This window comes from Mycobacterium asiaticum (genome assembly GCF_001673635.1).
In the GTDB taxonomy this organism is placed as follows: Bacteria; Actinomycetota; Actinomycetes; order Mycobacteriales; family Mycobacteriaceae; genus Mycobacterium; species Mycobacterium asiaticum_C.
On record NZ_LZMH01000057.1, the window covers coordinates 34,447 to 54,175 of the forward strand.

A 19,729-nucleotide genomic window follows, 5' to 3' on the forward strand; every position below is an offset into this window, starting at 1 on the left:
CTAAGCGGTGAACACCCGCCGCAGCGACTGCGCGTGCAGAGCCCGGTTCTCTTGCGAGACAATCCAATCCGGCACCGCGGAGTCGAAGCCGTGAAATGTCGCTGCCACCACGTGCAATTCGGTGTGCACGAAGGCGTGCAACAGCCGATTCGCGTAGTCGATGGCTTCGTCGCGGCACGGATCGATCTCCGAACAGCTGATGTAGGTGGGCGGCAGGCCTTCCAGATTGGCGCGGTGCGCCGGGACATGGTGGCCGCTGGCCGTGGTGTGCCCGAGGTAGTGGCCCCAGGCCCGGCTCACGGCCGGGCCGTTGAGGCCGGGCGTGCGCTGGAACTCGCGGCGCGACGGGGTGGCGTCGGCGTCCAGCATGGGCTGATGCAGGATCTGCATCAGGATCTGGGGACCTTCGGTGTCGAACATCCGCTGCGCCAGGCACGCCACGAGGGCGGCGCCGGCATCGCGGCCCATCACCGCGATGCGGTCGGTATCCGCCTGCAGTTCGGCGCTGTTGGCGATGACATCGCGCAGCGCCGCCTCGACATCGTCCAGGGCGGCCGGACACGAATGCTCGGGCGCGAGTCGATAGTCCACCGACACCACCAGGCAGTTCGCGTCGCGGGCCAAGTCGACGCAGTGCGCGTGGTCGGTGTCCAGGTTCCCGGTGACGAAGCCGCCGCCGTGGGCATAGAGCACCACCGGCGCCGCGGATTCGGTGCGGCCGCGATACAAGCGCAAGTCGAGCCGGTCGCCATCGGGCCCGGCGATGGACCGCGATTCGACGACGACCCCGTCGGTGTCGGCTCCCGCGGCCCGCTCGGCGGCCACGCGGGTGGCGTGCTCACGCTCGGCGGACAGGGTTTCGGCCCGAAACTCGACGACGCCCAACTCCTCAGCAGCGGCGCGCAGCGACGGGTCGAGGCGTCCCAGGCCCTGCGGCCGCGTGAGATTCGTTTGTGTCATGCCCATTAAGGTAGACGGTCGGTCTGCTCCCCGGGCAGGGCCCGCACGGTCGACGGCAAACCGTAGAGGGCCGTCGCGTTCCCGCGCATGATTCGTTCCCGCTGGTCGCGGGGGAACCGGTTGATCGCATACTCCGGGGCGTCGTAACTCCAGTGCGGGTAGTCGGTCGAGAACATCAGGTTGTCGCCGAGGTCCATCATTTCGAGGTAGTCGCGGAACTGGACCGTGTCGGCGTCCTCGAGTGGCTGAGTGGTGAATCGCACGTGTTCGCGCACATACTCCGACGGCGGCCGCCGCACGTGCGGCAGGTCGCCGCGACGCGCCGCCCAGATCCGGTCCATCCGGGACATCACCGGCATCGCCCAGGTGAACCCGCCCTCGATGAACACCACCCGCAACTCCGGATGGCGGTCGAAGGCCCCGTCGAACACCAGGCTCATCAGATGGGACACGTACAACAGCGGCCAGGACGCGAAAAAGTCGTGCCAGTGCGCGGGGTTACCCACCGGGTAGAGCGGGATCAGTTCAAACGGCGTCTGCCCCATCAGATGGGTGGCCACCGGCAGTCCGTTGCGCGCCGCCGCCTCGTAGAGTGGATCGAAATGCGGGCTCCCGAAAGGGATTCCGCGCGTCTGCGGAGTGATGAGCACCTGGGACATGTAAGGGTGACCGGCCCAGCGCTCGATCTCGCGGGCGGCCTGCCCGGGCGTCTGTGCGCTGACGCTGATCGAACCGCGCCAGCGGCCGTGCGCGTTGTGCTTGTCCAGCCAGACGTCGGCGAGCCAGTCGTTGTACGTCGACTTCAACACGTGCTCGGCCTGCGGCAAGTGCGCGTCGCACATCGGCTCCAGCGAGGCGATGCTGACCCCGGCCTCGACGAGCAATTGCTGAGCAGCGAAATCCGGATCACTGCCCGCCACACCGCCGTTGGGTGGATGGGCGTCCATTCGTAACGACATCGTCTTGTACGAGTCCGGGGTGTCGTAGAAGTGCGGCACCGGGCTGACCGCATTGCCGGTCGGCCAGATCTTGTCCACCCATTCCGGCGGTGCGTAGGACTTGAGCACCTCGGCGGAGACAGGCAGCGGATGCACATCGGTGTCGACAACCGTGACCGCGATTTCCTTTGCGCCATCCGGCCTTCCCTGCTGCGGGTCGAGCCGTTCCATGACCGTCATGGCGCACTTCCTTCGCTCACCGTCAATCCATAAAGCTCGCTGGCGTTGCGCCACAACACCTTTGTCCGCTGCTCGGTGTCCATGCCGTCCACCGTGTCCGCCGCGGAAGCCGCCGACCAGTGCGGGTAGCTCGAGCCGTACATCACCAGATCGGCCTTGCCGGAGAAATCGAACCACCCGGGAACGTCTCCGGCATCGACGGGGCCGTCGAAAGCCGAAGAACAGAACCGGACATGGCCGGGCAGAAACTCGCTGGGATAGCGGTCCACCCAGGGTGTCTGATCGCGCATCGACAGCCAGAACGTGTCCAGCCGCCACATCAGCGGGGTCAAGATGTCGTACCCGCCATCGGCGAAGACGAATTTCAGTCCCGGATGCCGGCCGAAGACACCTTCGACGATCAGGGTGGCCAGGTGCACGAAGTAGTTCAGCGGCATGAACGCCGCGTAGCCGGGGTAGGTGTGCGCATGTCCGGCGAACGTGGGCGGATGATCCACGCCGTTGCCGCCGTTGATATGCACCGCAACCGGCAGCCCGTGCGCGGCCGCGGCCTCCCAAATGGGCTCGAACACCGGCTTGCCGTACGGCTCGCGGGACTGCATCGGCACCCCGACCTGAACGAGCTTGGGATGATCGGCGAGACGCTCGATCTCGGCGACCGCGCCCTTGGGATCCTCCGGATTCACCCGGATGGTGCCCAGGAAGCGGTCGCTGGTGTCCGGTTCCAGCCAGCGGTCCAGCAGCCAGTCGTTGACCGCGGCGCAAATCCGGCTGTTGAGCAGGTAGTCGGCGATGTTGCCCCGGGTCAGCGGGTTCAGGATCGCGTAGCTCGCGCCGTTCTCCTCGAACAGGTGCCGGCTGACGGTCTCGGGGTCCGATCCTGGGTAACCGTCGCCGTACAGGTCGGCGCGATAGTCCCCTCCGGGCGCCTGGTACCACTGCTGTTCGACGTCGGGGATGGAACGCAGCTGGTGGGCGGCGGGGAGATAGCGCCGGATTTCGGCGTTGTACCGAAAGTGCGGTTGCACATTCGTATCTATGAAGGTGTCTATCAACGGCTGGTTCATGCGGTCACATACACTTCCCCGTCGGCGACTTCGACCCGATAGGTGCGCACGCGCCGACTCGGATCGGCCACGTTCTGACCCGTGGTGATGTCGAATTCCCAGTTGTGCCAGGGACATCGGACGATCTGCCCCTCACGAACGCGGCGCAGCCCGTCCGGTTCACCGGGTGCGGATTCGTTGGTGCCACCGACTGGGCCCAGACACAGCGGCGCGCCCTCGTGCGAGCAGTAGTTCACGATGGCGTACAGCGAACCGCGCACGTTGTACACGCCCACTCCGAATTTTCCGGCGTCGAGAAGTCTCATCGTGCCCGGCGGCAATTCATCGAGCGAACACACGAACCGGCGGAGCATCACCGATCACCGCCTCTCGCCCGCGTCCGTTGGCTCCCTAGTGGCTAGGTTGCTATTTATATTATGATAGCGACATTCACCTTTCCGGCCCGCCCGCGCGGGCGAAATCGGTCGCTCAGGGAGGAGCGCGTATGACGCTCAGCACCGACCATCAGGATCTCGAGGGCGAGCCCATCGAGCTTGACTACACCGGCGAGACCAGTCCGTATCCGTTCTTCAAGCAGATGCGGCGCATCGACCCCGTGTGGCATGGCTCGTTCATGGATGCCGAGCTGATGCCGGAGGAATTGCGACCGAGCGACGAGTGGGTGCTGTTCAACTACGATGCGGTGTTTCAAGGCTTCCGGGACGACCGCATCTTCACCTCCGCCAGCTATGACAACACCATCGGACTGGTGATGGGCCACACCATCCTGGCGATGGGCGGCAAGGAGCACCACGATCACCGCAGCCTGGTGGCCAAGGCGTTCCGGGCCACCGCACTGGAACGCTGGGAACCCTCGGTGATCGGACCGGTCTGCGACCGGTTGATCGACGAGATCAAGAACGAGGGTCACGCCGACTTGGTGAAGGCGCTGACGTTCGAGTTCCCCACCCGCATCATCTCCGAGCTGCTCGGACTGCCCCGGGAAGACCTCGATCTGTTCCGTCGGCTGTCACTCGACCTGATCTCGATACCGACCGACATCATGGCCGGACTGACCGCCGCCACGGAGTTGCACGGGTATTTCCTCGACCAGGTGGAGCAACGCCGCCGTAAGCCCACCGACGACATCATCGGCGACTTGTGTACCGCCGAGATCGACGGCGAGAGACTCACCGACGAGGCCATCATCGCCTTCCTGCGCCTACTGTTGCCCGCCGGGCTGGAAACCACCTACCGGTCTTCGGGCAACTTGTTGTATCTGCTCCTGACGCACCCCGAGCAGTTGGAGATGGTGCGCCGCGACCGGTCGTTGATACCGGTTGCGATCGAGGAGGGCCTGCGCGTGGAGACTCCGCTGACCATGGTCATGCGGACCACGACGACGGAAATCGAGATGGGCGGCAAGACGATTCCGGCCGGAGCCCAGGTCGATATGTGCATGGGATCGGCCAACCGCGACGAAACGCGTTGGCCCGACGCGGACCGGTTCGACATCCTTCGGCCCCGGCAGGCGCATATCGCATTTGCCGGCGGCATCCACATGTGCCTGGGCATGCACCTGGCGCGGATGGAGACGCGGGTCATGCTGAACAGCCTGTTGGACCGGCTCGACAATCTGGCGTTCGCTCCCGACGACGGGACCGGCACGGAGTCCAAGATCGTCGGGCTGATCTTCCGCTCCCCCAACAAGCTTCCCGTCACGTTCCGCCCGGCAGCATGAAAAGCCGGGCGGCCATCCTGCACGGTATCGGCGGACCGTGGTCGGTCGAAGATTTCGAGCTGGATCCGCCGCGCGCCGGTGAAGTTCTCGTCGAGATGGCCGCTGCCGGGCTGTGCCACTCCGACGATCACATTCTCAAGGGCGACATGTCAGCGCCCAACGAGGTGATGCAGGCGCTTGGTCTGCCCAGCATGTTTCCGATGATCGGTGGACACGAGGGCTCCGGGGTGGTCCGCGAAATAGGGCCCGGCGTAACCGATTTCGTGCCCGGTGACCATGTGGTGATGTCGTTCGTCGCAGTGTGCGGCCAGTGCCGCTGGTGCGCCTCGGGCATGGAATACCTGTGCGACACCGGCATGGGCACCATGGTCCCGGGTATGCCCACCGACGGGACCTTCCGGCATCACACCTCCGCCGGCAAGCCGCTCGGCCATCTGGCCAAGGTCGGCGCGTTCGCCAGACACACTGTGGCGTCGGTCAATTCGCTGATCAAGATCGAACGCGACATACCATTGGTGCCCGCCGCGTTGCTGTCCTGCGCGATCCCGACCGGTTACGGGTCGGCGGCCAACCGGGCGAACGTGCGCGGCGGCGACACCTTCGTCGTCATCGGCGCCGGCGGAATCGGCACCGGTGCCATTCAGGGCGCCCGGATCAACGGGGCCGCGCAGATCATCGCGGTGGATCCGGTTGAGTTCAAACAAAAGTCGGCGCTGGGCTTCGGCGCGACCCACAGCGTCGCGTCGACGGCGGAGGCCCTGGATCTGGTCCGTGGCCTCACCTACGGCGTGATGGCGGACTCGGTGGTGGTTTCGCCGTCCCTGATCACCGCGGATGACGTGCGCGACGCCGTGCAGCTGACGCGAAAGGGCGGGACGTGCGTGCTGACCGGCATGACGTCACAGCTGACCCATTCGGTCAACCTCAACCTGCAGGACTTCATCCTGTCCAACAAGACGTTGGCGGGCACCATCTTCGGCTCGTGCAACGGCAAGGCCGACATCGCGCGGCTGGCGCGGCTCTACCAGACCGGCCAGCTCCAACTGGACGAGATGATCACCCGGCGTTACCGCTTGGACGAGATCAACGATGCCTACGCCGACCTGCTCAACGGCGAAATCATCAGGGGCATAATCGACTACAGTATTGACTAGCCCTCACGGGCCTGTTGCTTCTGTTTGTGGATCTCTTGCAGCTTCTTCAGCCTCATCAGCTTTTCGACCTGCCCGTAAGCGTCGATCGGGCTGTGCAGAGAAAGCCCCCCGTCGGCGTGCAGCACCTGCCCAGTCACCCAGGACATGTCGAGGACACCGACGATGGCCTCCGCCACGTCGCCGGGCTCGCCAAGCCGTCGCAGCGCGGTGCGTTTGGACATGCCCTCGACCCAGGCGGGCCAGCGTTCGGCGTCGGGCAGCATCGGCGTGCGGGTGACGCCCGGTCCGACCGCGTTGACCCGGATGCCGTGCACGCCCCATTCCACGGCCGCCACCTTGACCAGCATGTCCAGGCCGGCCTTCGATACGCAGTAGGCGCCCATGTCCCGGTCCGCCAGGGTGCCGCTGATGCTCGAGACCACCACGATGGAGCCTTCCAGCTCGGCGTCGATCATGGCCTGGGCGGCCGCGCGGATCGTGAACCAGGTTCCGGTCAGGTTGACCGCCAAGACCTTTTCCCAGTCCGCGGGTTCGATCTTCAGTAGCAGACCGGAGGATCCGATGCCGGCGCTGGTGACGACCCGGGTGGGCACTCCGTGCTCCCGGACGGTCTGTTCCATCGCCGCCGACACCGCGTCGAAATCGCTGACATCGCAATCGATGTCGCCGCCGGAGAGGTCCCATACCACCACATCGTGGCCGGCATCGCGCAGCAGGTTGGCGGTTTCACGTCCGATGCCGGATCCCCCTCCGGTCACCAGCGCGGTCTCCGGACTCATGCCGCGCACCCGATCGGCTCGACCGGGACGCCGTCGGCGAAGCCCATTAGCGACCGTTGCCGATCTGCGGTACAGCTCGCAGCGTGATGAACACCTAGCACGAATTCCCCTTCCGGTACTGGGTCCAGTATTACCGCCTCGGCGGGGACAGCCGGGTAGCGACCCCAATGCGGTTCCATGCGTTGATGGCGATTGCCATCGCAATCACCTGGCCGAGTTCGCGGTCGGAGAACACGTTGGCCGCACGGCTGTACACCTCGTCGGACACGTGGCCGCGACCGGTCAGCTCGGTGATCGCTTCGGTCAGCGCCAGCGCCGCCTGTTCCCGGTCGGTATAGAGGTCGCCGACTTCCTCCCAAGCGGGCAGCAACGTCAACTTCTGTTCGTTCATGCCTAGCTTGCGTGCGTCGTGGGTGTGCATGTCGATGCAGTAAGCGCAATGGTTCATCTGGGAGGCGCGGATCTTGATCAGCTCAGCCAGTTCCGGGTCGATGTCCTTGGCGACCGCATTCTGCAGGGCCAGCATCGCTTCGTACAGCTCGGGCGATACCCGGTACAGCTTGATGCGGTTGTGTTCGAGTGTGTTCGTCATATTTCGATAGTAGGGTGGAAATACCCACGCTTATGGTGCAATTACTGCATGACTTCATGGGCTAATTCCGGCAGTCGCGATTTGCACCTGGACCTGAGTTCGGTGGTCCGACCCGGTGCCCGCGGCGTCCGCGAGCTGCTGACCACCGCGTTGCGCGACGCCGTTCGATCCGGCCGGTTAGCCGTGGGTACGACATTGCCTCCCGCGCGCAGCCTGGCCGCCGACCTGGGTCTGGCGCGCAACACCGTGGCCGAGGCGTATGCGGCGTTGGTCGCGGAGGGCTGGCTGGCATCGCGGCAGGGCTCGGGTACCTGGGTGGTCAACGGCGGCAACCGATCTCCGACGGTGCAACCGCGCGGCACGGCGGGCGCGCCCAGACACAACCTCCTTCCGGGTTCACCCGACGTATCCGCCTTCCCTCGCAGTCGGTGGTTGGCCTCGGTGCGGCGCGCACTGACCTCCGCCCCGAATGCCGCCCTGCGCCTGGGTGATCCGCGCGGGCGGCCCGAGCTGCGCGAGGCACTCGCCGAATACCTGGGACGCACACGCGGGGTGCGCGCCTCGCCGGAGTCGATCATGGTCTGCGCCGGCACCCGGCACAGCGTCGAATTGCTGGCCAAGACATTCGGTGCGGCGCGACCGATCGCCGTCGAAGTCGACGCATTGTTTGTGTTCCGCGAGACGATCGCGTCGGTGGGTGCCGCTACCGTGCCGATCGGACTCGACCAGCTAGGCGCCCGTGTCGATGACCTGGAGAGACTCGACACACCCGCGGCGCTGATCACCGCCGCACACCAGTATCCCCATGGCGTGCCGCTGGATCCGGCACGGCGCACCGCGATCATCAGGTGGGCCAGGCGGACGGGTGGTTACGTAATCGAAGACGACTACGACGGCGAGTTCCGCTACGACCGGCAGCCCATTGGCGCACTGCAGGGTCTTGACCCCGACCGTGTGGTGTACCTCGGTTCGGTCAGCAAGACACTCTCGCCGGCTTTGCGACTGGGCTGGATGGTGTTGCCCGCTGATCTGCTCGACGCCGTCATTGCCACGGCGGGCGGTGAGCAGTTCTACGTCAACTCAATCGACCAGTTGACGATGGCCGATTTCATCGTCACCGGCCAGTACGACCGCCACATTCGTCGTATGCGTGCCAGCTACCGGCGCCGGCGCGAGATTCTGGTCGCCGCGCTGTCCGGATTCGACGTCGGGATCAGCGGCGTGCCCGCCGGACTGCACCTACTGCTGACCCTGCGCGCCGGGGCCGAACAGACGGTGCTGCGCCGTGCCGCTGAGGCCGGCGTCGCGTTGGCCGGGTTGGCGCGCCTGCGTCATCCGCTGGCAGCGGCTGACGCGCCGCAGCGCGACGGCGTTGTGATCAACTTCGGCACGCCCGCCGACCACGAGTTCGCCGGGGCGGTAGGCGCCATCTGCCATGTACTGCGTGACAGCGGGCTGGCCGGCTAGAGAGCCGCCCTGGCCGCCGTGCGTTCCCAGAGCTCGCCGGCCAGTCGCGGATCGTAGGCCGCGCGGTTGGCCCTGGCGACCTTGTGTTTGGAGTAGTACTCCCCCGGCCGCCAGTCGACACCGGGCGTGCTGGAGGCAAGCCACACCAATTGTTCGGCACCCTGCTCCGCTGACGCGGTGAACCTGGCGATGACCGGGACGTGGTACTTCATGAAGAGCAGGAACCGCGAACCGGATGCCTCGCCGAAATTGGAGTTCACGTAGCCGGGATGGAAGGTTGCGGCGGAGATACCGCTCGCCTGGTAGCGGCGGTGCAGTTCTCTGGTGAAGAGGATGATCGCCAATTTGGTGAGCGCATAGGCGAAGCTGGGCCGGCGCCCCTCGGTGTGCTCGAGATCGTCGACTTTGAACCTGGGCACCAGCTTGTGGGAGTTGCTGGTGGTGTTGACCACCGTGGCGCGGGAGTCGACGAGCACGTCCAGCAATCGCGTGGTCAGCAGGAACGGCGCCAGGTAGTTGACCTGATAGGTCTTCTCCAGGCCGTCGACCGTGGTCTCCGGCTGCTTGCACATGCCGCCCGCGTTGTTGGCCAGCACATCGATGCGCGGGTATTCGGATTTGATCTTGTCCGCCAGCGCCTGTACCTGGGCCAGGTCGGCGAAGTCCGCCACGAAATAGTCCGCGCCGATTTCGTTGGCCACCGCGGTCGTCTTGCTCTGCGAGCGACCGACCACGACGACGTTTGCACCTTCGCGACTCAGCCGGCGGGCTGCTGCGGCGCCGATGCCATCGCTGGCACCGGTGATGACAATCGTCCTGCGAGTCATATCGATGGCATCCTTTGACACTGACTGACCGTGGGCAAAAGACAGCTTAGACTCACGTCAGCGAGTAGCGGACGGGCAGGTGCTTGAGGCCACCGACGAAGGTCGTCGCGACCAACTCCGGATCACCGTCCAGCTCAATGGATTTCAGTCGTGGCAGGAGTTCCGCGAAGAAGCTGCTGACCTCCATGCGGGCCAGCGCGGCACCCATGCAGAAATGCACGCCGTACCCGAAAGCAACATGCTTGTTGGGGTCACGACCGACGTCGAAGCGGAACGGGTCGTCAAAGATGTCCTCGTCGCGGTTGGCCGACACATAGGACAGCAGCACCGAATCGCCCTCGGCGATTGGTATGCCGCGAACCTCGACATCCTTGGCGGCGGTGCGCATGAACTGCTTGACCGGGGTGACCCAGCGGATCATCTCCTCGGTCGCTTGGGGCATTTGGTCGGGGTTTTCGCGCAGCCACTGCAACTGCTCGGGATTCTCGATGAGGGCCTGCAGGCCGCCGGAGATGGTCGCGCTGGTGGTGTCGTGCCCGGCGGTGGCGACGATCAGGTAGTAGGACACCGTGTCGATGTCCGATAGCGGCTGGCCGTCGATGCGGGCGTTGGCGATCGCCGAGGCGAGATCTTCGGTGGGACTTTCGCGACGCGCTGCGGTCAATTCGTTGAAATAGCCGAACATCTCCAGTAGCGACGCGATCTGTTCCTCAGCGGTGGTGCCGCGCTTGAATTCGCTGTCGTCGGCGCCGAACAACTCCTGCGTCCAGCGCAGCATGCGGGAGAAGTCGGCTTCCGGCACGCCGAGCAACGACATGATGACGTAGAGCGGGAAGTTCACCGCGACTTGCTGAACGAAATCGCACGCCGGTCCCACCTCCACCATCTTGTCGACGTAGCTCTTGGCCAACTCGTCCACCCGGAGCTTCATCGCCCGCATCGCCTTGGGGCGGAACCAGTCCGAGCCGATGGCACGCACCACCCGGTGCTGTGGGTCGTCCAGGTGGATCAGCGTGCGCACCCCCAGGGCTGCGGCCTGTTCGTCGCCTTCGGCGGTCGCCAGCACCGGCCGCGGCCAGTTGGTGAACACCGTGTTTTCCCGCTCGATGGCCATGACGTCGGCGTGCTTGGTGATCGCCCAAAAGGGCCGGTAGTGCGGTACGTCCACCCACGACACCGGGGCGTTGGCGCGCAGGTGGGCCAGGGCCGCGTGCAGCCGCCGCTCGTCGGTGAAGGCCTGCGGATCGGCCAGGACCCGCGCGGCCTCATCCATGGTCGGAGCGCTCACCGCCGACATCTCCTCACTGCCGAAACTCTCCTCACTGCCGAAACTCCTTCAGTGCGGCCCGAATACAGCCCTCTGACGCGGCATAGAAGATCGGCAACACTCGATCGGCCACGCCCGTACAGCGGTCGCGCAGCGCCGCGCCGACATCCTCGATCGGGGCGACCACCGCGAAGGTGCCGAGCATCTCGTCATCGATCAACGACCCCATGATGTCCCACTCGCCCAGCTTGGAGAGCCGGTGCAACTCGTCGTGCAGATCGCCCCAACCGTGCAGGTCGAGCACCTTGCGGTAGGCCGGCGTGGACCCGTAGAACGCGATCTGCTTGCGGGTGGCGGTCATGGCTTTGGCCAATTCGTCGTCGTTCGTTCCGGTCGCGACCATCACTTCGGCCGATATCTCGAAATCGCCGCGGCCGCGCCCGGCGCGCTGCAGGCCGCGCAGCAGCACCGGCGTCGTCACATCGGTGAGGTACCGCCGGGACACCATCGGGTGGCCCAGGTGGCCGTCGGCGATCTCCCCGCAGATCTCGGTCATCGCCTCACCGACGGCGGCCAAAAATACCCTCGGCGCAGAGTAAGGGTGGGGTTCGGGGGTGAACATCGGCGTCATGATCTTGTGGGTGTAGAACTCACCCTCGAACCGAAGTTTGGTGCCGTCGCGCCACGCCGACCAGATCTCGCGCATTGCCGCGACGAATTCGCGCATCCGCCGGGCCGGATGGCTCCAGGGCATGCTGAAGCGCTTCTCGATGTGGGCCTGGATTTGGGTGCCGAGGCCGAGGATGAACCGGCCGTTGGAGTAGGCCTGCAGGTCCCAGCCCAGGTTGGCGACGGTCATCGGGTTGCGCGCGAACGCCACCGCGATGTTGGTGCCCAGCTCGATTCGCGAGGTGTGCTCGGCAGCCAACGCCAGCGGCAGGAACGGGTCGTGGCTGGTCTCGGCCGTCCAGCCGCCGTCGCAACCCCGCTCTTCCAGAGCGATGGCCGCGTCGATGACCCGGTCCAGTCTGTTGGGTATGCCCCCGTCGATCTTGAGGGCCCCGCGCGACATAGGGCAAAAGCTACAGTAAGCAATTCGGTAGGGTCAACGTCAGCCAACTCCGCAGCGCTGCGCGGCCGCGCTACAGTAAGCACTTCGGTAGATATCGACCGGTGAGTGAGGACTGCAGAGCATGGCTGAGGCCCCCAAGAAGCCCGCCGATTGGGCCGCGACGCTCGAGGACCTCGACCGGCGTCGCCGGCACTCGCTGGGGATGGGGGGGCCGGAGCGCCTGGACAAGCACCGCGGCAAAGGCAAGTTGGACGCGCGTGCCCGCATCGAGCGGCTGCTGGACCCGGGCACGTTCCGTGAGATCGGCACGCTGGTCGGCGGCGAGGTTGCCGCGGACGCGATCGTCACGGGCTCGGGCCTGATCAACGGTGTGCCGGTGATGGTCGGTGCCGAGGATTTCACCACGCTGGCCGGAAGCATCGGGCCCGGCGGGAATTCGAAGCGCTACCGGATCGCCGAACTGGCTGTGCGCGATCGCATTCCGCTCGTCATGCTGCTCGACGGCGCCGGCTTCCGCCCGACCGGTGGGCATTACGGGCGCAGCCCCACCGACCTGCTGGCCCAGACGCAGTGCTCCGGCCGGGTCCCGACCGTCGCCGCCGTGCTCGGACCGTCGGCCGGCCACGGTGCTCTGGTTGCCCCGGTGTGTGACTTCCGGATCATGAGCCGGCAGGGCACCATCTTCACCGCCGGACCACCCGTGGTGAAAGAGTCCACCGGCGAAGAGATTTCGAAGGAAGACCTGGGCGGCCCGGACGTCGCGCTGCCCAGCGGGGTGATCCACAACGTCGCCGAGGACGATGAATCCGCGCTCGACGACATCCGCCGCTACCTGTCGTACTTCCCGCCGAGCGCGTGGTCCTATCCGCCGTCGCTGACGGCGGACGAGACCACGCAGCCCCGGCCGACCCCCGAGCTGCTGAACATCGTCTCGCGCGACAATCGCCGCGTCTACGACATGCGCGCGGTGCTCGATGTCGTGTTCGACCGGCCGGACTGGTTCGAAGTGCAGCCCGCCTTCGGCCGGGCGATCATCTGCGCACTGGCCCATCTCGGCGGACATCCGGTGGCCGTCGTCGCCAACCAGCCGCGGGTACTGGCCGGGTCCATCGACTCCGAAGCCGCGGACAAGGCGGCGCACTTTATCCTGGTCGCCGATTCCTTCCATCTGCCGATTGTGTTCCTGGCCGACAACCCCGGCATGCTGCCCGGTAGCCGCTCCGAACGCCAGGGTGTGCTGCGCAGCGGGGGGCGGATGTTCGCCGCGCAGACAGCCGCGACGACGATCAAGTTGCACGTCACCCTGCGCAAGGCCTACGGGTTCGGCTCGATGGTGATGTCGCTGCTCGGATTCGACCATCAATCGGCCACATTCGCCTACCCGGGCGCCACGATGGGCGCCATGAGTGCCGCGGCGCTCAGTCGCGCATCCAACGCGGGTGAGGACCTGTCGGCGAAGCTGCGCGACGCCGAATTGCAGGCGTCTTACCGGTCGGCCGAACACATGGGGTTCGACGAGCTGATCGATCCGGGTGAAACCCGGGACGCGCTGCTGGCCGCCCTGCAACGGGCGCTGTCGGCCAGGCAGGCGATCGCCGAGCCGGTGACCCGCACGGTCATCCTGCCGTAGTTAGCTTGCGCGAGCAGACGCATAAGCCCCCGACACGCCGGGCGTGCGGGGGCGTATGCGTCTGCTCGCCACCACTCCGCTACGCGCGGTAGGCGCGCACCACCGGTTCCAGCTCGTCGGGCGTGGCACCGTGCAGGATCACCGCGTCGGCGCCATAGTCGAATTCGCGGCGGATTCGCTGCGCGCACTGTTGCGGCGACCCGGTGGCCGAGGGCTCTAACCATTCGTCGGGGATCAGCGTGGCGATGTGCTCGATCTGTTCGGGCGTGGCCTTGTGGTCAATGCCGCCGGCGATCGAGGTGACCACCGAATCCTCGCGGAACCGTTGCAGCACAGCGGGATCCCAGTTGTTGGTCTGCACCAGCAGATCGCCGTAGCCCTGCAGGTAGGTGGCCAACCGGGCGACGGTCTTCTTCAGCCGCAATTGCTCGGGCAAGTGGTCGCCCACCGTGGCGAAGCATGACCACACCCGGACGCTGGCGGGATCGCGGCCGGCCTGTTCCGCGGCGGACTTCACCGTAGTGACGGCCCGCTGCAGCGTCTCCGGGGTGAAGTAGGTGTGCAGGATGACGTCGTCGAAGGCCCGGCCGCCCAGCGCCAGCGTGTTGGGACCGAATGCCACCAGTGCCAGCCGGATGTCCTCGTCGAAGTCCCGGTCGAGAAACAGGATCGGATACTTACCCATGGGGCCGTCGTGGTTGAAGATCACCTCCCCATGCCACAACCGGCGCATGACCTGGGCCCAGTCCTCCATCTGGGCCGTGGTCACCGCCGGAATGCCAAACGCCCCATAGATCGCCGCGATGCCACGCCCGATGCCCAGGGTGAAGCGCCCACCCGAGAGTCGGTGCATCGTGGTGGCCCACGACCCGGTGATCAACGGATGCCGGGTGTTGTGATTCGTTGCGGCAGTGGCGATCTGCATGCGGTTGGTCACCGCGCACGCCGCGCCGACGAGAGACGACGCTTCCTTGATGTTCCAGCGCTCGGAGATGAACGCGGTGCCGAAACCGAGTTCCTCCCCGCGGCGCGCCTCGTCCATCAGCGTGGCCGGGCCCTCGCCACCCGCGCCGGCGAGCAGGTAATAGCCCAATTCGTCGAGAACGCTCAAACCCACACTCCTTGCTTGTAGCCACAGTTCCAGACCTCGGTTATCCTGCCGTCCACGACGCGGAACACCTCGATGCTCGCCACGTTGGTCTCTGCGCCGTTGGACGTGATGGCCGAGTCGTAGACGATCGCGACGTGCTCGTCGTCGGCGACGACGATGTTCAGCGCGAAGCGCAGCGAGTCACACACCTGCCACATGTCGGCGACCCGCTGCACCGCCTCGGCGTGGGTCAGCGTGTGTGCCCCGCCCGGCTCGTGCCGAATGACGTTGTCGCCCAGCAACTCCTCGGCCAGATCGAGGTTGCGCTCGTTCCAGGCCACCAGGTTGTAGAGTTCGACCACCTCGCGCGCGGTGCGGACCGCAGTCATTACTGGGACACGGCTTCTTGCAGGAACCGCTCGGAAACCCGGCGCACCCGGCCGGACAGCACGTGACTGACATGCCCACCGGCATACCAGTACAGCCGACCACCCCACTTCTCCTGCAACACCAATGCCGGCTCCAGCATGGCCATCCGGTCATGCCGCGCAGCGACGATGAGCCGGCGATCCGGTGGTGGCGCCGGGTCCGCCTGCAGCGGGTCGATCACCGTCGTGAGCCGAGCCACCACGTCGGACTGCAGCAGCTTGCGGTAGTCGCTGTGCGACGAGCCCGACCGGCCCAGGTGCCGGGCGATCATCCCGTTGAGTCCCAGAATGGGCGTGTACAGCGCAACGGCGTCCACGTCGCGCTCGAAATGCGATACCAGCGCCGCGACCGGGCTGCCCATCGAAACCCCTGCGACCACAACGGCAGTCGCTTGCCGTCGCACCCAGCGCACGACGGCGCGGATCTCCGAAACCGACCGCATCATGCCGGCGACGTTGCCCAGCGGATCCATGTCCGGATAACTGGGCCAGTGACCGCGCCGGCTGCCGTGACCCGGCTGAATCGGCATCGCGACATTGAAGCCCAGCACCCGGTGGATCCGGTCGATCCGCGACATGAGCATGTCTTCGGCGCCACCTTGACCGGCGCCGTGAATCCACACCAGCCACGGACGCGGGCCGTCGCGATGCCGGCACAGGTGGACCGCCGCCCGGGCCGGACCGCCAAAGCCTTCGTCGACCAACGTTTTCGGCCAGCCGGGATCGTGTTCGAACGTCATCCGTTCGTACGGCAGCCCGGCGATGCGTCGGCGTTTGATGGCGTGTACCCGCAGCGGTGCCGGCTCGGCGTGTGCGCCGTCGATGCCGAGTTCCGACAGTTCCTCGGCCGCCGGCAGGCATCCACTGAGCGAGCGCACCGTCTTCGGCGCTCCACCGCCCAGCACCGAGAACCCGGTCAGCACAAGCTCGTCCAGAAAGACCTCACCGAACTGCCGCGCAGTGCGCGGAGCCGCCGGAACCAGCCCGGTCGATCCGGTGACATCGGTCCGAAGCCCGGAGATGGTGCGCGGCAACACCATGCCCAACTCCCGAGTGATGCCCAACCCCCGCATGGCCCACGACATAACAATCACCTACCTCAGCTTGAACCCGGTGTACCCGGTGGCCGCGATCTCATCGCAGCGGCGCCGGTATTCGGGGATTCCGCCGGTATAGCCCATGTACATCCGCTTCTTGCCGGGCACATTGCCACCGTTGTACCAGGAGTTGCAGCTCGGATGAACGAGCACAGTTGGCGCCACCAGGGCCGTCGCGTGCTCGATCCATTCCCGCTGCGCGCTGTCCAGCGCCTCGATGGTGCGAATCCCGTTAACGCGCAGATAGGCGATGCAATCGCCGATCCACTCAACATGTTGTTCAAGTGCCGCCACGAAATTCGTCGCCGCGCTCGGGCTGCCCGGCCCCTGCACCGTGAACAGGTTCGGGAACCCGGCCACCGCCAGGCCCAGCAGCGACAGTGGACCCTCGGTGGCCCAGAAACCCGCCAGGCTCAACCCGTCCCGGCCGCGAACGTCGATGCGGCTCAGCGCGCCGGTCATCGCGTCGAACCCGGTGGCGTAGATGATCACGTCGAGGTCGTACTCGTTGGCAGCGGTGCGGATACCGCCGGGCGTCACGGCGTCGATCGGGTCCCGGCGGAGATCGACGAGGGTGACGTTGTCGCGATTGAACGTCTCGTAGAACCCTTGGTCGATGATGGGCCGCTTGCAGGCGAACGGGTGCTGCGGCACCAGCGCCGCCGCCGTCTGCGGGTCCTTGACAATCCGGGCCACCGCCTCGCCGTACAACTGGGCGGCCATCCGGTTGGCCTCGATGTCGAAGAAGACATCGCTCCAGTTCAGCGCGCCCAGCACGCCGTTCTCCTCGATGGCGCGCAATTGCTCCTCGCGGGTTGCCGACTTCAGCGGCGGGCTGGCCAGCATCTCCAACAGCACCGAAAAGGCACTCAGCCGGGCCGCCCCGATCGGATGCTCACGCTGCGCAGCGCGGATCTCGCCGTAGCGGGCCTTCATCTCCGCCAGCTCGCCGGGCGCGAACCGGTGCACCCGCCATGGCAGCGTGTAGGGTGCGGATCGCTGAAACACGAACAGCTGCTTGGCTTCCCGCGCCACGATCGGAATCAGTTGAACTCCGGTCGATCCCGTCCCGATGACGCCAACCCGCAGCCCGGTCAGGTCGAAGCCGGCCCGAGGCCAGCGACTGGTGTACAGCGACGTGCCGGCGAAGGAGCCCATGCCGGGAATCTCGGGTTCCAGCGGTACCGACAGGATCCCCGAAGCGGCGACGACGAACGCGGCGCTCAGCGTCTGGTCCGTCTCGGTGCGCACCGTCCAGGTTCCGCGGTCTTCGTCGAACGCCATGGCGACCACTTTGGTGTCGAAGGCGATGTCGCGACGCAGGTCGAGGCGGTCGGCGACGAAGTTCAGGTAGGCCTCGATCTCGGGTTGGGCGGGCATGGACTCGGTCCAAACCCATTCCTGCTGAATCTCTTCGGAGAAGCTGTAGGAATATTCGATGCTCTCGATATCGCATCGCGCGCCCGGATAGCGGTTGTACAGCCAGGTGCCGCCCACGTTCTCGGCCTTCTCGAGCACCCGGGTCCGCAGGCCGAGCTGACGCAACCGATGCAGCATGTACAGGCCGGAGAATCCGGCGCCGATCACGACGACGTCGAAGTCAGGTTCCATCGCTGGTCACCTTCAGGACGAGCCCTGATGCCATGAAGCTCCTTGCCGTGCGGTGGGCCGAACTGCTGAAATCTATACTGTAATGGATTTAGTATCAGCCGGACGGAGGCATCGGCAAGTGAAAGTCCCGTTCACCTGGAAGGTCACCGGGTGGTTCATGATCGGGTGGTCACCCGAATTCCCGGTCGGTGAGGTGCGGCCACTGCGGTACTTCGGCGAGGACCTGGTCGCCTATCGCGACGAGTCCGGCGAGCTGCACGTGCTGGAAGCTCACTGCAAACACCTCGGCGCGCATCTGGGCCACGGCGGAAAGGTGGTCGGCGACTGCGTGCAATGCCCGTTCCACGGCTGGCGCTGGGGACCCGACGGCACCAACCGCTACATCCCCTACCAGCCGGACCGGCCCAATCGGGGGCTGAGGCTACGGGTGTACCCGGTGACCGAACAATACGACTGCGTGTTCGCCTGGCATCACCCGCACGGCGAGCCGCCCCGGTGGGAGATGCCGGACATCTTTCACAAGTTTCCGCAGTTCGAGACCGATCCGCGGGCCTATTACCGCGCTTATCCGGAATTCTCGCGGCGGGCCGAGCGCGAACCCGTGCATCCGCAGATCGTGGCGGAGAACGCCCCCGACAGCGCGCATTTCGAGTATGTGCACCATGCGACGGTGACTCCGCGGGTGTTGGAGTGGAAGATCGAAGACCACGAGTGGCGGTTCGTCGCCGGCTGGCCGGACGCGCGCACCGACAATCCGGAGGATCTGGCGCTGCGGTTCCACAGCCACTTGTTCGGCCTCGGCGGGGCGATCAGCGTCTTCGAGGGCGCCCAGAACCATCGGCTGATCTTCACCTGCACACCGGTCGACGACGAATGTTCGGACCTGTTCTATTCGATCTGGTGGCCGCGGGTCCCCGGCGACACCGGCGCGGTGCCCGGGGGCAAACTGCGCGACCTCATCGAACGGCAGTTCCTGTCCACCGTCTTCGACGACCTGGAGATCTGGCGCTACCAGAAGTACGTCGAACACCCGGCGCTGTCCAAGGTCGACGCGAAAGGTTATATGGCGCTGCGTAAGTGGGCCACACAATTCTATGACGTAGCGCCACGCGACTCCGCGAGCGCGTCGGCATGACCGACACCGCTTCCGGGATGCACGGCGGATTTCCCGACATCAAACCCGCCGACGCACCACACCCCGAATTGGGGGAGTTCGTGGCGGCGCTGCGCCGGTTACATGATCTCACCGTTTCGACCAACCCCGATCCGGCGCTGTGGGTCAGCGCGTCCCGATTTGTAAAGGACGCCTGTGCGCTCCTCGAATGCCACCAGGTGCCAGAGACCGAGGCGCCCGGTGGCCGAGTGTTGGACCTGCCCGGGCTGGGTCATCCGCTGCTGCCGCCGTGGACCGTCATGGAGGCCGGGACCGACGGTGTGACAATGGAGGGACTCTTCACCAGGGCGCACGTGGGAGGGAACAACGCCGTGCATGGCGGGATGATCCCGTTGTTCTACGACTGGCTGTTCGGCATGGTGGTTTCCACCGCCGAGATTCACCCCACCCGGACGGGCTATCTGCATGTCGATTACCGGTCCATCACCCCGATCGACGAGCCGCTGACGGCCAGTGGCCGGATCGAGCGAATCGAGGGCCGGAAGGTTTTCATCGCGGCGTCTATGAAAAGCTCTCACGGTGCGACCCTCACCGAAGCCTCCGGGCTGATGGTTCGCCTGCTACCCCACCAACCGTAGTCTCGCGAGCAGACGCAAAAGCACCCGGCGCGCGGCGC

The 19,729-nt window shown here is 66.0% G+C and carries 19 protein-coding genes; 6 read left to right on the forward strand and 13 right to left on the reverse strand.

The genetic code is table 11. The features are described 5' to 3' along the window. From A5645_RS16770 to A5645_RS16785, 4 genes are read right to left on the reverse strand one after another with little or no spacing between them, the layout of a single operon-like run. A complete protein-coding gene (locus A5645_RS16770; protein ID WP_065130399.1) occupies positions 1–960 on the reverse strand; it encodes an alpha/beta hydrolase in 960 nt (319 codons plus the stop codon). Positions 961–965: 5 nt separating this feature from the next. After that, a complete protein-coding gene (locus A5645_RS16775) occupies positions 966–2,138 on the reverse strand; it encodes an amidohydrolase family protein (RefSeq protein ID WP_065038068.1) in 1,173 nt (390 codons plus the stop codon). Continuing rightward, positions 2,135–3,205 (reverse strand): amidohydrolase family protein, encoded by a 1,071-nt coding sequence (locus A5645_RS16780; RefSeq protein ID WP_065130374.1) that lies wholly within the window; start codon positions 3,203–3,205, stop codon positions 2,135–2,137. The genes A5645_RS16775 and A5645_RS16780 overlap by 4 nt, the downstream gene beginning before the upstream one ends. Further along, positions 3,202–3,558 (reverse strand): Rieske (2Fe-2S) protein, encoded by a 357-nt coding sequence (locus A5645_RS16785; RefSeq protein ID WP_065038070.1) that lies wholly within the window; start codon positions 3,556–3,558, stop codon positions 3,202–3,204. Before A5645_RS16785 ends, A5645_RS16780 begins: the two co-directional genes overlap by 4 nt. 131 nt (positions 3,559–3,689) lie before the next feature. Here A5645_RS16785 and A5645_RS16790 point away from each other — a divergent pair, with 131 nt between their 5' ends. Together A5645_RS16790 and A5645_RS16795 are read left to right on the forward strand one after the other, a co-directional pair. Next, a complete protein-coding gene (locus A5645_RS16790; protein ID WP_065130375.1) occupies positions 3,690–4,925 on the forward strand; it encodes a cytochrome P450 in 1,236 nt (411 codons plus the stop codon). Then, a complete protein-coding gene (locus A5645_RS16795; RefSeq protein ID WP_065130376.1) occupies positions 4,922–6,079 on the forward strand; it encodes a Zn-dependent alcohol dehydrogenase in 1,158 nt (385 codons plus the stop codon). The genes A5645_RS16790 and A5645_RS16795 overlap by 4 nt, the downstream gene beginning before the upstream one ends. On the opposite strand, the gene A5645_RS16800 is transcribed toward A5645_RS16795, so the two are convergent. After that, positions 6,076–6,858 carry an SDR family NAD(P)-dependent oxidoreductase gene (locus A5645_RS16800; protein ID WP_065038080.1) on the reverse strand — a complete coding sequence of 261 codons (783 nt, stop codon included), beginning with the start codon at positions 6,856–6,858 and terminating at the stop codon, positions 6,076–6,078. The genes A5645_RS16795 and A5645_RS16800 overlap by 4 nt on opposite strands. Before the next feature lie 130 nt (positions 6,859–6,988). Next, complete coding sequence (locus tag A5645_RS16805) at positions 6,989–7,450, reverse strand: carboxymuconolactone decarboxylase family protein (protein WP_065038073.1); 462 nt, start codon at positions 7,448–7,450, stop codon at positions 6,989–6,991. Between the two features lie 48 nt (positions 7,451–7,498). Between A5645_RS16805 and pdxR the strand changes: the two genes are divergently transcribed. Then, entirely contained in the window at positions 7,499–8,917 is a 1,419-nt protein-coding gene (gene pdxR / locus A5645_RS16810; RefSeq protein ID WP_065130377.1) for a MocR-like pyridoxine biosynthesis transcription factor PdxR, read from the forward strand. Here the strand turns inward: pdxR and A5645_RS16815 are convergent. From A5645_RS16815 to A5645_RS16825, 3 genes are read right to left on the reverse strand one after another with little or no spacing between them, the layout of a single operon-like run. Beyond that, complete coding sequence (locus tag A5645_RS16815) at positions 8,914–9,744, reverse strand: SDR family NAD(P)-dependent oxidoreductase (RefSeq protein WP_065130378.1); 831 nt, start codon at positions 9,742–9,744, stop codon at positions 8,914–8,916. The genes pdxR and A5645_RS16815 overlap by 4 nt on opposite strands. 52 nt (positions 9,745–9,796) lie before the next feature. Continuing rightward, positions 9,797–11,017: a cytochrome P450 gene (locus A5645_RS16820; RefSeq protein WP_065130400.1), complete on the reverse strand. Its 1,221-nt coding sequence runs from the start codon at positions 11,015–11,017 to the stop codon at positions 9,797–9,799. 46 nt (positions 11,018–11,063) lie between these two features. Continuing rightward, a complete protein-coding gene (locus A5645_RS16825) occupies positions 11,064–12,083 on the reverse strand; it encodes an LLM class F420-dependent oxidoreductase (protein WP_065038076.1) in 1,020 nt (339 codons plus the stop codon). 121 nt (positions 12,084–12,204) lie between these two features. On the opposite strand from A5645_RS16825, the gene A5645_RS16830 reads away from it, so the two are divergent. Next, positions 12,205–13,713, forward strand: a complete 1,509-nt coding sequence (locus A5645_RS16830) for an acyl-CoA carboxylase subunit beta (protein WP_065130379.1) — start codon at positions 12,205–12,207, stop codon at positions 13,711–13,713. 79 nt (positions 13,714–13,792) lie between these two features. On the opposite strand, the gene A5645_RS16835 is transcribed toward A5645_RS16830, so the two are convergent. From A5645_RS16835 to A5645_RS16850, 4 genes are read right to left on the reverse strand one after another with little or no spacing between them, the layout of a single operon-like run. After that, entirely contained in the window at positions 13,793–14,857 is a 1,065-nt protein-coding gene (locus A5645_RS16835; RefSeq protein WP_065130380.1) for a TIGR03857 family LLM class F420-dependent oxidoreductase, read from the reverse strand. Next, positions 14,821–15,192 (reverse strand): nuclear transport factor 2 family protein, encoded by a 372-nt coding sequence (locus A5645_RS16840; RefSeq protein ID WP_065130381.1) that lies wholly within the window; start codon positions 15,190–15,192, stop codon positions 14,821–14,823. The genes A5645_RS16835 and A5645_RS16840 overlap by 37 nt, the downstream gene beginning before the upstream one ends. Next, positions 15,192–16,316 carry a PHB depolymerase family esterase gene (locus A5645_RS16845; RefSeq protein ID WP_065130382.1) on the reverse strand — a complete coding sequence of 375 codons (1,125 nt, stop codon included), beginning with the start codon at positions 16,314–16,316 and terminating at the stop codon, positions 15,192–15,194. Before A5645_RS16845 ends, A5645_RS16840 begins: the two co-directional genes overlap by 1 nt. Before the next feature lie 9 nt (positions 16,317–16,325). Then, on the reverse strand, positions 16,326–17,939 hold the full coding sequence (locus tag A5645_RS16850) for a flavin-containing monooxygenase (protein WP_065130383.1): 1,614 nt from the start codon (positions 17,937–17,939) through the stop codon (positions 16,326–16,328). A 118-nt stretch (positions 17,940–18,057) separates the two neighbouring features. On the opposite strand from A5645_RS16850, the gene A5645_RS16855 reads away from it, so the two are divergent. After that, positions 18,058–19,074 (forward strand): Rieske 2Fe-2S domain-containing protein, encoded by a 1,017-nt coding sequence (locus tag A5645_RS16855; RefSeq protein WP_065130384.1) that lies wholly within the window; start codon positions 18,058–18,060, stop codon positions 19,072–19,074. Then, positions 19,071–19,691 (forward strand): PaaI family thioesterase, encoded by a 621-nt coding sequence (locus A5645_RS16860; RefSeq protein WP_065033608.1) that lies wholly within the window; start codon positions 19,071–19,073, stop codon positions 19,689–19,691. Before A5645_RS16855 ends, A5645_RS16860 begins: the two co-directional genes overlap by 4 nt. The last annotated feature ends 38 nt before the right edge of the window (positions 19,692–19,729 follow it).

Bases quoted from the DNA above. Each gene is read 5' to 3' on its own strand.
- A5645_RS16830 (WP_065130379.1), top strand. From the start codon at position 12,205: ATGGCTGAGGCCCCCAAGAAGCCCGCCGATTGGGCCGCGACGCTCGAG.
- A5645_RS16860 (WP_065033608.1), top strand. From the start codon at position 19,071: ATGACCGACACCGCTTCCGGGATGCACGGCGGATTTCCCGACATCAAA.
- A5645_RS16815 (WP_065130378.1), bottom strand. From the start codon at position 9,744: ATGACTCGCAGGACGATTGTCATCACCGGTGCCAGCGATGGCATCGGC.
- pdxR (WP_065130377.1), top strand. From the start codon at position 7,499: ATGACTTCATGGGCTAATTCCGGCAGTCGCGATTTGCACCTGGACCTG.
- A5645_RS16785 (WP_065038070.1), bottom strand. From the start codon at position 3,558: ATGCTCCGCCGGTTCGTGTGTTCGCTCGATGAATTGCCGCCGGGCACG.
- A5645_RS16795 (WP_065130376.1), top strand. From the start codon at position 4,922: ATGAAAAGCCGGGCGGCCATCCTGCACGGTATCGGCGGACCGTGGTCG.
- A5645_RS16775 (WP_065038068.1), bottom strand. From the start codon at position 2,138: ATGACGGTCATGGAACGGCTCGACCCGCAGCAGGGAAGGCCGGATGGC.
- A5645_RS16820 (WP_065130400.1), bottom strand. From the start codon at position 11,017: ATGGATGAGGCCGCGCGGGTCCTGGCCGATCCGCAGGCCTTCACCGAC.
- A5645_RS16825 (WP_065038076.1), bottom strand. From the start codon at position 12,083: ATGTCGCGCGGGGCCCTCAAGATCGACGGGGGCATACCCAACAGACTG.
- A5645_RS16840 (WP_065130381.1), bottom strand. From the start codon at position 15,192: ATGACTGCGGTCCGCACCGCGCGCGAGGTGGTCGAACTCTACAACCTG.
- A5645_RS16780 (WP_065130374.1), bottom strand. From the start codon at position 3,205: ATGAACCAGCCGTTGATAGACACCTTCATAGATACGAATGTGCAACCG.
- A5645_RS16845 (WP_065130382.1), bottom strand. From the start codon at position 16,316: ATGTCGTGGGCCATGCGGGGGTTGGGCATCACTCGGGAGTTGGGCATG.
- A5645_RS16770 (WP_065130399.1), bottom strand. From the start codon at position 960: ATGACACAAACGAATCTCACGCGGCCGCAGGGCCTGGGACGCCTCGAC.
- A5645_RS16790 (WP_065130375.1), top strand. From the start codon at position 3,690: ATGACGCTCAGCACCGACCATCAGGATCTCGAGGGCGAGCCCATCGAG.
- A5645_RS16850 (WP_065130383.1), bottom strand. From the start codon at position 17,939: ATGGAACCTGACTTCGACGTCGTCGTGATCGGCGCCGGATTCTCCGGC.
- A5645_RS16805 (WP_065038073.1), bottom strand. From the start codon at position 7,450: ATGACGAACACACTCGAACACAACCGCATCAAGCTGTACCGGGTATCG.
- A5645_RS16800 (WP_065038080.1), bottom strand. From the start codon at position 6,858: ATGAGTCCGGAGACCGCGCTGGTGACCGGAGGGGGATCCGGCATCGGA.